We start from the raw sequence: 12,491 nt of genomic DNA, 5'->3' as shown, positions 1-12,491 counted from the left end.
ACTGTTACCACGAGTTACAGATAGGGGTGTGTCGGCAATGACGCGGGCGCTGAAGGAAACAGACCGGGAGAAGACGGCCGAGCGGCTGCTCAAGTCCTCCGCGAACAAGTTCTATGACCCCGACGTCGACATCGACTGGAACGCCCCACTGGTGGACGGGAAGCACTACATCCCGGCACACCGTTCTTCGCTCTACGGCACGAAGTTGTGGGACTCGCTGTCCGAAGAACAGCGCATCGAACTCGGCAAGCACGAGGTCGCGAGCGTCGCCACGACGGGGCTGTGGTTCGAAATCCTCCTGATGCAGATGCTGCTCAAGGAGGTCTACGAAGAGGACCCGACCAGCTCGCACGCCCAGTACGCGTTGACCGAGATCGCGGACGAATGCCGTCACTCGACGATGTTCGCGCGGATGGCTTCGCGGATCGGCTGCCCGAACTACGGGCCGGTGCCTTGGTTGCGGCGGCTGGCGAAACTGATGCCGACGATCAGCTACGGCCCCGCGCGCTACGGCGCGATCCTCGTCGCCGAAGAGGTTCTCGACCGGCTTCAGCGCGAGCAGATGAACGACCCGGACATCCAGCCGCTGGTGCGCATGGTCAACCGGATCCACGTGCTCGAAGAGGCCCGGCACGTCACCTTCGCCCGCGAAGAGGTGACTCGCGGGATGGCGAAACTGTCGAAGAAGGAAATCCTCTACCAGCAGTTCATCATCGCGCTCATTTCGTATTTCGTGACGCGGGCCTTCATCAACCCGAACGTCTACAAGGCCGTCGGCATCCGTCCGCGTGACGGCGTCGAGGCCGCGCTGAACAACCCCAACTGGCGCGAGAGCATCCAGTGGGCAGGCGAGAAGATCATGCCGTTCCTGCAGGAATCCGGGCTGGTCGGCAAACCGGGCATGTACTTCTGGCGCAAGTCCTTCCTGCTGCCGGGGAAGCGATGAGGAGCGTCAAGCAGCGCGACGCCGTCTCGTGGGACCCGTCGCGGGAACATCGGTTCGTGACCGGCGACGGCACCGCCCTGCACGTCGAGGCGAGCGGGCCCGCGGACTCCGAGCTCACGCTGGTGCTCGTGCACGGCTGGACGCAGGATCACCGCACCTGGGACGGCGTGGTGTCGCGGCTCGGCGACTCCGTCCGGACTCTGCGCTACGACCTGCGCGGCCACGGTGGTTCCGCGCCGGCGAAACCGGGGACGGCCACGATCGCGACCCTCGCCGACGACCTCGCCGAGCTGATCCGGGAGCGTGTCCCGAACGGGCCGATCGTGCTCGCCGGGCACTCCATGGGCGGCATGACGATCATGGAACTTTCCCGCAGGCATCCCGATCTCGTGGCCCGGCGCGTCGCAGGGGTCGCGTTCGTCGCCACGTCGTCCGGTGAGATGGACCGGATCACCCTCGGCCTGCCGGGGATCGCGGGCAGCGGCGCGGCGAGGTTCGAACGGAGGCTCGCGAAGCTGCTCGCGAAGAACCGCCGGGATGCCTTGCCGCTGCCGTTGTCGGTGGTGCGACCGGGCGCGCGGCTGCTCGTCTTCGGACGTCGGCCCGCGCGGGCCGACGTGGACTCGGTCGCCGAGCAGTTGCTGTGCGCCCATCCGGCGAGTGTCGCGGGATTCCAGGACGCGATTTCGCGGCACGACTGCCGGGTCACGCTGGGCGCACTGCAGGGCAAACCGGTGATCGTGCTCGCGGGGGAGCGGGACCGGCTCTGTCCGCCGCCGCACGCGAAGGTCATCGCCGACGAGCTGCCGGAAGCCGAATTCGTGCGCTACCCGGGGGCCGGGCACATGCTTCCGCAGGAGCGGGCGCAGGAGGTTTCGGACCGCATCGCGGCACTCGTCCGCCGCGCCGCGAGGGTCTGAAAGGGAGCAAGGGACCTTTGCTACCACTTCTCTCGACATTGAGACAAGTGGTAGCAAAGGTCCCTTGCTCTCTTCAGAGGTCCGTGTAGCCGTTTTCCAGGAGACGGACGCCTGCTTCCCGGTACGCGTCCTGGTCGTCGACGGCGAGGGTGGCCAGCCCGTCGACGTAGCGGTTGAACATGCAGAAGGCGGCCGCGATCAGGACCGTGTCGTGGATCTCGACGTCCGTCGCCCCCTCGGCGCGGGCGATCTCGATCAGGTCCTCGCCCACGGACTTCCCGCTTTCGCGAACGGCGAGCGCGACGTGCAGGAGCGCCTTCACCTTCGCGGACACGGGGGCACCGTCGACGTCCTTCCAAGCCGCTTCGACGACCGGCATGCCGCCTTCGAGCGCTTCGGCGGCGACGGCGGCGTGACTGCGTGAGCAGAACGTGCAGTCGTTGCCGCGCGAGACGACCGCGCCGATCAGTTCGCGTTCGCCCACGCTGAGGCTGCTCGGACCGCGCAGCAGGACCTCGGCGAGTTGCCCGAGCGGCGCCGCCGTCTCCGGCCGGTAGGCGAACAAGGCGGTGATGCCGGGAAGGTTCTCGTCGAGCGCGATATGCGGCATGGTGACTCCTCGCGGATCGGCAACGCGGTCGGTTGATTCATAGCCGAAACCCGGCTCGTCGCGATGCCGCTGGATTGCTCGAAACGAGAGCGAGGGGGACATCGTGATCATCAGAGTCCGGGGTCGTGCGCTTCCCGATGGCGAGTACGTCGACGTCAGGCGAGCCGGCGTGGTTTCGCCTGGGTGCGCGTGAAGGCCCCCCTCACGCGGCTCAGCCGAGGGAAGAGGGCCTTCACGCGCGTTCGCGAGGTCAGTGCTGCAGCGGGAAGCCGCCGCCGATACCCCGCCAGGCGAGGTTGGCGGTGAGCGCGACGGCCTCTTCGCGGCTCATCGACTTGTGGTGCGCCAGCCAGAACCGCGCGCTGACCTGCGAGAGGCCCACGAGGCCGACGGCGAGCAGCCGGGCCTTGTCCTCGTCGAGGCCCGCGTCGGCGGTGATGGTCTCGGTGATCGCGTCGACGCTGGCCGACGTCGCCCGGTCCACGGCTTCCTGGACGGCGGGCTCGCCGCGCAGGTCGGACTCGAAGACCATGCGGAACGCGCCCGCGTCGTTGTTGACGAAGTCGAAGAACGCGCCGACGGTCGCCGGCACGCGCTGCTTGTTGTCCGTCGTCGAGTCGAGCGCGTCCTTGACCCGCCGCACCAGTTCGTCGACGTGGCTCTCCAGCAGCGCGATGTAAAGGTCGAGCTTGCCGGGGAAGTGCTGATAGAGGACCGGCTTGCTGACTCCGGCCTCTTCGGCGATCTCGTCCATCGCGGCGGCGTGGTATCCGTTCGCGGCGAACACCCGCTGCGCGGCGGCCAGCAGCTGGGCGCGGCGTTCCGTTCTGGGCAGGCGGACACCTCGGGCCTGCAGTCGCGCCATTTCTGTCATCGTTCCTCCAGTTCGAGGCACTCGTCTCCGCCGAGAACGCATCAGCGCAGTCGAGCGGGGCTCCGCGGGGCGGGGTCACCGCCGCGTGAAGTGAGCTCGAGATTACTCGCCGGTACGGCCGGACCGCCAAGGGTCGGGCATCCTTGATGCTGTGTCTTCTCCAGTTTCCCGTGCCGCCGGGGCCCGCCCTCCGCTGACCCACGTGCCGCTGTCGCGCAGGTCATTGCCGTCGCTGGACCCGGCGCCGCCCCCTTGGCCCGGGGAAACAATAGGTGTCGGCGGGGTGAAATTGCACATCCGCCGGACGCCGGGCGGCCCCGAGACGGCCGTCTACGTCCACGGGCTCGGCGGTTCGTCCACGAACTGGACCGACCTCGCCGCCCTCTTGGCGCCTCAAGCGGGCGGCACGTCGATCGATCTGCCGGGTTTCGGCTATTCGGAGCCGCCCGACGGCTTCGACTTCAGTCTCGACGCGCACGCCGAGATCGTGGCGAGCCACATCGAGAGCCTCGAAGCGGGGCCGGTGCACCTGTTCGGCAACTCGATGGGCGGCGCCGTCGCGCTGCTCGTCGCGGCCCGCCGCCCGGAGCTGGTGAAGACGCTGACGCTGATCTCGCCGGCGATGCCGGATCTCCGTCCCAGCATGAAGCGGCTGTCCGACCCGCGGATGGCGTTCGCGTACCTTCCGCTGATCGGCCCGAGGGTGCGCCGCCGGCTCGCGGCGCTCGGCCCGCGCGAACGCGCCATGCAGGTCATCAAGCTGTGCTTCGCCGATCCGAGCCGCTTCGCCGAAAGCAGGCTGGACGAGCTCGAAGAGGAGCACAGCGCTCGCGCCGCCTTCGAGTGGGCGGCGCCCGCTCTGGCTCGCAGCACCTTCGGCATCTTCCGGACGTGGTCCGCCCGCGGGCCCGCGTCGCTGTGGGCGGTCGCGCCGGCGGTCGACGCGCCGACGCTCGTCGTGTGGGGGCAGCACGACCGGGTGATCTCCGTCCGGCGCGCGGAGCGCACCGCTCGGCTACTTCCGCACGCCCGGTTGCTCGTTCTCCCCCGAACCGGCCATGTGGCGCAGATGGAACGCCCGAATGTCGTAGCGAAGGCCGTTTTGGGAATGTGGGAATCGGTCGAATCGGGCACGTGGTAGCCCATTCGGGCGAGCAGGACACGCCGCGCGTAGCGCCGGTCGCTCACAACATCACAGTTCGGTTATGGCACCCTGGTGCGCGTGGATCGGGTAAAGCAAGGCGCGCAGGGCGAAGGTCGGCGGTCTCAGTACTCCGCTTCCGCCCGCCGTCCTTCGCGCGCCCAGCCCCGGACCTCCGACGTGCCGCGCACAGGTCAGTACCGGCCGACGCCGCCGCCGTCGCAGCGGCTCGACGAGGACCGCTACCGTCCCGGCGGCCGCCGGACCAGTGCCCAGCCGCTCAGCGCGTCCTGGAAGCCGCACGAGCCCGGCGCCGCGAAATCCGCCAAGCGCAAGAGCAAAGGCGGCATCGGCAACTTCGCCAAGACCTACGGCTGGCGCGTGTACGCGCTGCCGATCCTCGTGGTGATCACCGCGCTGGTCGTGTTCAACACCGCCACCGGCCCGCCCGAGCCGGTCGCCCCCGACGGGACGAGCGTCGCGGCGGCCGACGGCTCCGCGGGCAACGGCGGTGAGCCGGGCGCGGGTGTGGACGGGGGCGGCGACGTCCTCCCGGAGAACCCGGCCAAACCGGTGGACCTCAAGATCCCGACCGCCGATCTGCCCAAAGGCCCTGACTTCACCCCGTCCGGTAAAGGCACGTATCACGTGGTGCCGGGCAAGGGGGAAAAGGTCGGGACAGGGCAGCTGTACACCTACACCGTCGAGGTCGAGGACGGCATCGATCCGTCGAGCTATATGGGGGACGACAGCTTCGCCAGGTCGGTCGAGGAGACCCTGTCCAATTCCAAGAGCTGGACGTGGGATGGGAAGAAGGCGCTCCAGCGTGTCGACGCGAGCTTCCCGAACCCCAGCTTCCGGGTGAGTCTCACCACACCGGAGACGACGCACCGTGCGGACGTCTGCATGTTCCAGATCACCTACGAGACCTCGTGTTACCGGGCGAGCTTCGACAAGCGCGTGGTCATCAATCTCGCCCGCTGGGTGCGCGGAGCGATGGCGTTCCAGGGCGACATGGTCTCGTACCGCCAGTACGCCATCAACCACGAAGTCGGGCACGCCCTGGGCGGAAAGCACGTGGGCTGCAAGGAGAACGGTGCGATCGCGCCGGTCATGATGCAGCAGACCTTCGGCGTCTCCAACGACTTCGTCGCGCAGCTGAACGATCTGCCGGGCGGGGACCGGGGCAGGGTGCCCGCCGACGGCAAGGTCTGCAAACCGGGCTCCTGGCCGAACCCGGCACCCTAGTCTCCGCCGTCTCACCTGCTGGAACTTCCCAGGATATGAAACAGGGGAAGTCGTTTCCGCCTTCCCGTGTTGTAGATACTGGGATGCGACCCGCGATCCGCGCGAGATGGAGGACCCGATGTCAGGCACGCTGCCGCCGCTCGTCGAGCCGGCCGCCGAGCTCACCAAGGAAGAGGTGGCCCGGTACAGCCGTCACCTGATCATCCCGGACGTCGGGATGGCCGGGCAGAAGCGGCTGAAGAACGCCAAGGTTCTGGTCATCGGTGCCGGTGGCCTCGGCAGCCCGGCGCTGCTGTACCTGGCCGCGGCCGGGGTCGGCACGCTCGGCATCGTCGACTTCGACGAGGTCGACGAATCGAATCTGCACCGCCAGGTCATCCACGGCCAGTCCGACATCGGCAAGCTCAAGGCCGCGTCGGCGCAGGAGACGATCGCCGAGATCAACCCGTTCGTGAAGGTGCACCTGCGCACGGACCGGCTCGAGTCGTCGAACGCGCTCGAACTGTTCGAGCAGTACGACCTGATCCTCGACGGCACCGACAACTTCGCGACGCGGTACCTGGTGAACGACGCCGCCGTGCTCACCGGCAAGCCCTACGTGTGGGGCTCGATCTACCGGTTCGAGGGCCAGGCGAGCGTGTTCTGGGAGGACGCGCCGAACGGCAAGGGCCTCAACTACCGCGACCTCTACCCCGAGCCGCCGCCGCCCGGCATGGTCCCGTCGTGCGCCGAGGGTGGCGTGCTGGGCGTGCTGTGCGCGTCGATCGGCTCGATCATGGTCAACGAGGCGATCAAGCTGATCACCGGTATCGGTGAGCCGCTGCTGGGCAGGCTCGTCAGCTACGACGCGCTCGAGATGAAGTACCGCGAGGTCAAGATCCGCAAGGATCCGGAGACCCCGAAGATCACCGAGCTCATCGACTACGAAGCGTTCTGTGGTGTCGTGTCCGACGAAGCCGCTTCGGCTGCTTCGGGAAGCACGATCACTCCGGCGGAGCTCAAGGCCAAGTTCGACAACGGCGACAACTTCGCCCTCATCGACGTCCGTGAGCCGCACGAGTACGAGATCGTGAACATCAAGGGCGCGACGCTGATCCCGAAGGACAAGATCCTCTCGGGCGAGGCGCTGTCGGAACTGCCGCAGGACAAGCCGATCGTGCTGCACTGCAAGTCGGGCGCGCGTTCGGCGGAGGCGCTCGCGGCGCTGCACAAGGCCGGGTTCAAGGACGCGACCCACCTCGGTGGCGGCGTGCTGGCCTGGGCGCGGCAGATCGACCAGAGCCTGCCGACCTACTGAGGTTTCGTGCCGTGAAGGCCTCCTTGCCTACCCTGAAGGTAGTGAAGGAGGCCTTCACGGACTCTGGGTCCCTCAAGGGGGCCTTCACGTACTGAGGTGGTAGCAAAGGTCCCTTGCTCTCCTGAGCGTCAACGGACGAAGTTCGCGCGCACGAAAGTCGTGAACCCCGCCACGACATCGGTCCGGTTCCCGCCGCGCGACTTCGGGACGGCCGCGATGATCTCGGCGTCGGTCAGCGGATGGGTCTTCCCGGCCAGTTCGCGCAGTTCCTCGGGCTTCCAGTTGTGGTTGCCCGCGACGTGCGCCGACAGCGCGCCACGGCGCTGGATGAACTCGATCCGGTCCGCGTCGCGCCGCACGAACTCGCCGTCGCCGACTTGAGTGCACGTCGCGTTCTCGAGGCGCCAAGCGGTCTTCACCGATGTCTCGCAGCTTTCGACGACGTCGGTCGCGAAGGTCCAGACGGGCGAGACCCACAGCTGCGGCGCGTATTCGACGATCAGCGAACCGGAGTCTTCGGTCGTCTTGGTCGGGAGTCGTTGAGGGCCGAGGTCCGCCGCGAGGGTGCGGTCGCGCGGGACGCCGGTCGCGGCGAGGCGCCGTACGGGGGTGTCCGGAGGCAGCGACGCGGGAACGGCGATCCCGCCCGCGACCAGCGCGATCAGGACGACCCCAGCGCCCACCCGGACGCCAAGCCCGCGCGTGAACAGCGCCGCGACGAGCAGCACCGGCACGCCGAGGAACGGCAACGCGAACCAGAGATCGAACGCCTCCGCCACCTCCAGTACGAAGATCGCGCCGAAAACGCCGGAAATCCCGGTCACGAAAGCCCATGCCAGCCGGGGCCAGGGCTTCGCGACGGCCGGAAAGGCCTCTGGCGCCGCGAAACCGACGAGGTAGACCACGCCGATCGACACGAGCGGGACCGGCGACGCGATCCACGGGACGTGCAGGAACGCGGCGAGCGGGAGCAGCAGGCCCGCGGTGAGCGCGCCCAGCGTGCCGAGCAGCCACAGTGAGCCGAGCGCGAGGGCGGCGAGTTGCCCGTCGGTGAGGCGGCGCTGCGCCGTTCGGGGGACCACGACCGAAGAATGGCAGGTCAGAAGCGATCGTGTCATGAGTATCGCTACTCAAGACCAGCGCGTCTTCTCGTTCGTGGCGCGGAAGACGGGGTAACGTGCCCAGCCGTGCGTGCCACCCTTGAGAGCCCTCCGGAACACGTCTGCGCGGCGTTCGGCGGACGTGACGGTGACGCGGAACCGATGCCCGGCACCGATTCCTGGCGCTACAACGATCTCGTGCTCAAGCCGGTCGCGGACAAGTCGCGGACCCTGTGGACGGCCCGGGCGCTGGAAGCCGTCGACGAGCCCGGCCTGCGGGTCGCGAAGCCGGTCCGGTCCAGCGACGGCCGTTGGGTGGTCGGCGGCTGGTCGGCGAACCGGTTCGTCTCCGGCACGGCCGAGCATCGGTACGACGAGGTCGTGCACGCGGCGGTCAAACTGCATCGCGCGACGGCGGGCTTGCCGCGGCCGGATTTCCTGGGACGGCGCACCGATCTCGAGGCGCTGGCCGACAAACTCGCCTGGGGCGAGGCGGACATGTCTCTCGACGAGAACAAGGGCGGCCGCTGGTTCGAGGTGCTGGCCGGTTCGCGAAGACCGGTCAAACTGCCGGACCAGGTCGTCCACGGGGAACTTCTCGCCGGCGTGCTCTTCGACGGCGACGCGGCCCCCGGCATCGTCGATTTCGTACCGTACTACCGGCCCGGTGAATGGGGCGCCGCGATCGTCGCGGTCGACGCGCTGGCCTGGGGCGGCGCCACCATCGATCTCCTCGAACGCTGGGCGCATCTGCCCGAATGGCCACAGCTTCTCCTGCGGGCGGTCCTCTTCCGGCTCGCCGCCAACGCCCTCGACCCGCGGTCGACCCGGGCGGCGCACGACGGACTTCGTGCCGCCGCCCGGGACGTGAGCGCCGTGCTGTAGGTCACTCGGTGCGCAGGTTCTCCGTCTTCGCCGCCGCGCGCACGGACGGCACCGTCGACGCCGTCACCAGCAGCACCATCGCGATCGCCGCCGCGGCGAGCAGCCCGACGGCGGACCAGTCGACGTACAACCCTTCCCAGAACAGCCGCCTGCCCAGCGCGGCGACGGCGATCCCGGTCACCGTCGCGACCACGATGCCCAGCAGCAGCGGAATCCCGTTCTGCCACAACAGGGACCGGACGATCACCCGCACCGGGACACCGGTGGCGGACAGCGCCCCGAGCGCCCGGCGCCGTTCCCGGACCTGTTCCTGGGCGAGCACCAGCAGGCTCACCCCGGCGAGCAGCAGGATCAACAACGCGCCGCTGAACAGGATCGTCCGCACGTCGTCGAACATCCGGGCCTCGTCGGAGGCCCGCTTTCCGTTGGAGGACCCCACGGTGACCTGTCCGCTGTACGGCGCCACCGAGTTCCGCACCAGCTCGACGAAGTCCGGATCCCCGGTGGTCCCGCGCAGGCTCACCGTGACCGGCGCGGCGGCCAGGTCGATGCCCGCCAGCGCGGCAGGCGTCGCGAGCACGTGCGGTTGGAGCTGCTCGCCGAGCCCCGACGGCTTCACATCGAGCGGCCGGGGCGTGGCCGGAACGGTCCAGGCCTGCTCCCGCTTGTCGTCGTCGGCGAGTTTCACCGACTGTCCTTTGTGGAGAGAGTTCGGATCGGCGAATACGTCACCGTCGCGGCATCCGGTCGCGGTGGTGACCGCTTCGATCGTGGCGCAGTCGGCGACGGCGAACGAGACGAGCGCGCTGTCCGCGCGGTTCGCGTCGACGAGCATCGAGCGCATGGTCTGGAAATCGGCCGCGCCGGGCACCGTGCGGACCGCGGCGATCGCCTGATCGGCCACCGAGCCGTCGACGTGGACGGTGGTCCGGCCGTCGGTCCTCTCCTGGTAAACGGCCGTCAGCGCCACTTGGCCCGCCAGCAGGCTTTGCAGCGCGATCGCCCCGGCGAGCACCACGCAGAGCCCCGCGACCACTCTCGCCGGGGTCCCGCTGTCGCTCCGCAGACGGCGGATCGCGAGCTGGAACGACGGCGGCCCGACCTTGATCCGGGCGACGACGCGCTCCAGCAGCCACGGCAGCATCGCGGGTATCCCGAGCATCAGCAGTACGGCACCGGCGATCAGCGCCATGCGGCCGAGTTCACTGGCGACGCTGAAATCCGGGGCTATCAAGGCGATTCCGACGACGATCGGCAGCAGTCGCCACCACAACCGCCGCTTCGGCGGCGCGGTCTCGCGGACGACCCCGAGTGGTTCGACGACCGTATGCCGTTGGGCCGCCCAAGCCGCCGTCACGGTCAGGGCCGGGACTCCGAGCGCGATCAGCACCACCCACGGCCACGACGGTGTCAGATCCTTCGGGTACACCCCGAAACGGAACACCTGGAAGTCCGCCACCGCGCTACGGAAGAGCAGGAACGACGCGGCACCGGCGATCAAGCCGGTCACGGCGCCCACGAGGGATTCCGCCGCGGTGATCCGGCGCAGCTGCTTGAGGGACGAGCCCGCCAGCCGCAGCGCGGCGAGCCGCCGGTCACGGGCCGCGCCGCCGAGCCGGGAGACCGTCCCGACGAAGAGGAACACCGGCGTGAGCAGAACGAAGAGGCCGATCAGCAACAGTGAGAGGATGCCCCGTTCGAACGGTGTTTCGTAACCGGGGTCGACACCGAACGCGTAGGTCGCGACGCCGTTCCGGGGATTGTCCGTGCCGGCGTAGGCGACCAGATCGTTCGGATTGAGTACGGCTTCCGCGTCGATGATCCCGACCGGCTTGCCGGGCAGACGGGGCCGCAAGAGGCCACTGGTGTCGGCCGAGACGAGTTCGTCGAGCTTCGGCGAGAGGAAGACCTCGCCCGGCGCAGGCAGGCGGTCCACCCCAGGCGGGATCGGCGAGTTCGGCCCGGTGGCCTGAAGGTGGACGAGCGAGATCGCCTGACCGCGGAAGTCGGTCGTCGTCGCGTGGTAGTTCAGCGGTGCGACACCCGGGATCGGTTCGTTCCGCGGGGAAGCGGCGTACGCCCGTTGGTCGCGGTTCTCCTTGACGGTGCCCGCGGAGGCGCCGATCAGGAGGATCGCCACCGCCAGCCCGATGCCGACGGTGCTCAGGACGAGCCTGACGATCGAGCCCCGGCCGCCCCCGACGGCCAGCCGGAACCCCAGCAGCAGGTCTTCGCGCCCGGTCATCGGGTGACCACCGGTTCGCGTGTCCGGCCGTCTCGCACGATGACCTCCCGGTCGGAGTAGGCGGCCACCCGCGGTTCGTGGGTGACCAGGACGACGGCCGCGTCGGTCTGTTTCGCCGCCTCGGACAGCAGGCGCATGACCAGCTCCCCGCTGAGCGTGTCCAGCGCGCCGGTCGGTTCGTCGGCGAAGATCACCGACGGCTCGGTGACCAGCGCCCTGGCCATGGCGACCCGCTGGCTCTGTCCGCCCGAAACCTGGCCTGGCGTGCTGTCGTCGACGTCGCCGACCGTCAGCCGGTCGAGCCAGTTCCGCGCGATCCGCTCGGCGGGGCGGCGTTTCATCCCGCCGAGGCGCAGCGGCAGCGCGACGTTCTCCAGGCAGGTCAGCTCCGGGACGAGCTGCCCGAACTGGAAGACGAAGCCGAATTCGGTGCGCCGCAAGGCGCTGCGTTCGGTGTCGGACATGCTCGCCAGGTCTCGCCCGCGGAACAGCACCTGGCCTTGCTCGGGCCGGACGATTCCGGACAGGCAGTGCAGCAGCGTCGACTTCCCGGAGCCGGAGGGGCCCATGATCGCGACGATCTCGCCGGCTTCGAGCGTCAACCCGGCCCCGGCGAGCGCCTGATTCGGGCCGAAGGCCTTGTGCAGGCCGAGCCCGTGTAACAACGGTGTTTCCACTGTGTGGTCCCCAGATCAGCGCGCCAGCTGGCGCGCGAGGTCGTCGAGGCGGGCGGCGGTGAGTTCCAGCCACCGCAGATCCGCTTCCAGATGGAACAGCGCGTGGTCGCAGATCAGCTGGTCGGCGAGGTCGCCGCCGGTTTTGCGGGCGGTGAGCTCGCGCATCGCCCGGAGGTGGGAGCTCCGCTGGGCGTCGAGCAGCTCCTGGGCGCCCCGGCCGGACAGGAGCGCGAGCACGACCTTGGTGTAGAGCGTGTTCTGCAGGTAGACCGAGGGATTTTCCGGGCTCTTCAGCCATTCCTCGACGTTGGTGACGCCGGCGTCGGTGATCGCGTACCGCTTCCGGTCCGGACCGCCGCCCGCCTCGACGCCGTTCTCCTCGACCAGACCGTTCTTCAGGAGCCGGTTCAGCGTCGAGTAGACCTGCCCGTAGTGCAGTGGGCGGTCTTGCCGGAACTGCTTGTCGTAGAGCTGTTTGAGGTCGTAACCGTGCTTCGGACCGGCTTCGAGCAGGCCGAGCAGGGTGTTCCCGATGGACATGCGGGCGA

The 12,491-nt window shown here is 68.9% G+C and carries 12 protein-coding genes; 6 read left to right on the top strand and 6 right to left on the bottom strand.

What is annotated here, in order from left to right; translation table 11 throughout:
* The first annotated feature begins 37 nt into the window (after nucleotides 1-37).
* Together ACIRGA_RS26030 and ACIRGA_RS26025 are read left to right on the top strand one after the other, a co-directional pair.
* Nucleotides 38-946, top strand: a complete 909-nt coding sequence (locus ACIRGA_RS26030; RefSeq protein ID WP_400945336.1) for a diiron oxygenase — start codon at nucleotides 38-40, stop codon at nucleotides 944-946.
* Entirely contained in the window at nucleotides 943-1,866 is a 924-nt protein-coding gene (locus ACIRGA_RS26025; protein WP_400945334.1) for an alpha/beta fold hydrolase, read from the top strand. Before ACIRGA_RS26030 ends, ACIRGA_RS26025 begins: the two co-directional genes overlap by 4 nt.
* A 73-nt stretch (nucleotides 1,867-1,939) precedes the next feature.
* Here ACIRGA_RS26025 and ACIRGA_RS26020 read toward each other — a convergent pair whose 3' ends face one another.
* Both ACIRGA_RS26020 and ACIRGA_RS26015 read right to left on the bottom strand, forming a co-directional pair.
* A complete protein-coding gene (locus tag ACIRGA_RS26020) occupies nucleotides 1,940-2,476 on the bottom strand; it encodes a carboxymuconolactone decarboxylase family protein (protein ID WP_400945332.1) in 537 nt (178 codons plus the stop codon).
* Between the two features lie 250 nt (nucleotides 2,477-2,726).
* The gene (locus ACIRGA_RS26015; RefSeq protein WP_039922912.1) at nucleotides 2,727-3,350 is read right to left on the bottom strand and encodes a TetR/AcrR family transcriptional regulator; all 624 of its coding nucleotides are present in this window, start codon (nucleotides 3,348-3,350) and stop codon (nucleotides 2,727-2,729) included.
* A 283-nt stretch (nucleotides 3,351-3,633) separates the two neighbouring features.
* On the opposite strand from ACIRGA_RS26015, the gene ACIRGA_RS26010 reads away from it, so the two are divergent.
* The 3 genes from ACIRGA_RS26010 to moeZ all read left to right on the top strand — a co-directional run bounded on the left by ACIRGA_RS26010 (nucleotide 3,634) and on the right by moeZ (nucleotide 7,036).
* A complete protein-coding gene (locus tag ACIRGA_RS26010) occupies nucleotides 3,634-4,491 on the top strand; it encodes an alpha/beta fold hydrolase (protein WP_400945330.1) in 858 nt (285 codons plus the stop codon).
* A gap of 81 nt (nucleotides 4,492-4,572) precedes the next feature.
* A complete protein-coding gene (locus ACIRGA_RS26005; RefSeq protein WP_400945328.1) occupies nucleotides 4,573-5,739 on the top strand; it encodes a DUF3152 domain-containing protein in 1,167 nt (388 codons plus the stop codon).
* Between the two features lie 118 nt (nucleotides 5,740-5,857).
* Complete coding sequence (gene moeZ, locus ACIRGA_RS26000) at nucleotides 5,858-7,036, top strand: adenylyltransferase/sulfurtransferase MoeZ (RefSeq protein WP_400945326.1); 1,179 nt, start codon at nucleotides 5,858-5,860, stop codon at nucleotides 7,034-7,036.
* Between the two features lie 128 nt (nucleotides 7,037-7,164).
* On the opposite strand, the gene ACIRGA_RS25995 is transcribed toward moeZ, so the two are convergent.
* A complete protein-coding gene (locus ACIRGA_RS25995; protein ID WP_400945324.1) occupies nucleotides 7,165-8,118 on the bottom strand; it encodes a hypothetical protein in 954 nt (317 codons plus the stop codon).
* Nucleotides 8,119-8,223: 105 nt separating this feature from the next.
* On the opposite strand from ACIRGA_RS25995, the gene ACIRGA_RS25990 reads away from it, so the two are divergent.
* Nucleotides 8,224-9,021 (top strand): TIGR02569 family protein, encoded by a 798-nt coding sequence (locus ACIRGA_RS25990; RefSeq protein WP_400945322.1) that lies wholly within the window; start codon nucleotides 8,224-8,226, stop codon nucleotides 9,019-9,021.
* Between the two features lies 1 nt (nucleotide 9,022).
* Here the strand turns inward: ACIRGA_RS25990 and ACIRGA_RS25985 are convergent, their stop codons facing one another.
* From ACIRGA_RS25985 to ACIRGA_RS25975, 3 genes are read right to left on the bottom strand one after another with little or no spacing between them, the layout of a single operon-like run.
* The gene (locus ACIRGA_RS25985; RefSeq protein ID WP_400945320.1) at nucleotides 9,023-11,266 is read right to left on the bottom strand and encodes an FtsX-like permease family protein; all 2,244 of its coding nucleotides are present in this window, start codon (nucleotides 11,264-11,266) and stop codon (nucleotides 9,023-9,025) included.
* The gene (locus ACIRGA_RS25980; protein WP_400945318.1) at nucleotides 11,263-11,943 is read right to left on the bottom strand and encodes an ABC transporter ATP-binding protein; all 681 of its coding nucleotides are present in this window, start codon (nucleotides 11,941-11,943) and stop codon (nucleotides 11,263-11,265) included. The genes ACIRGA_RS25985 and ACIRGA_RS25980 overlap by 4 nt, the downstream gene beginning before the upstream one ends.
* 15 nt (nucleotides 11,944-11,958) lie before the next feature.
* Nucleotides 11,959-12,483 carry a PadR family transcriptional regulator gene (locus ACIRGA_RS25975; protein WP_400945316.1) on the bottom strand — a complete coding sequence of 175 codons (525 nt, stop codon included), beginning with the start codon at nucleotides 12,481-12,483 and terminating at the stop codon, nucleotides 11,959-11,961.
* Nucleotides 12,484-12,491: the final 8 nt, after the last annotated feature.

The sequence above is a fragment of the Amycolatopsis sp. NPDC102389 genome (assembly GCF_044765885.1).
Classification (GTDB): Bacteria; Actinomycetota; Actinomycetes; order Mycobacteriales; family Pseudonocardiaceae; genus Amycolatopsis.
Note: the sequence above shows the minus strand (reverse complement) of the source record. Positions and strands in the feature narration are given on the sequence as shown.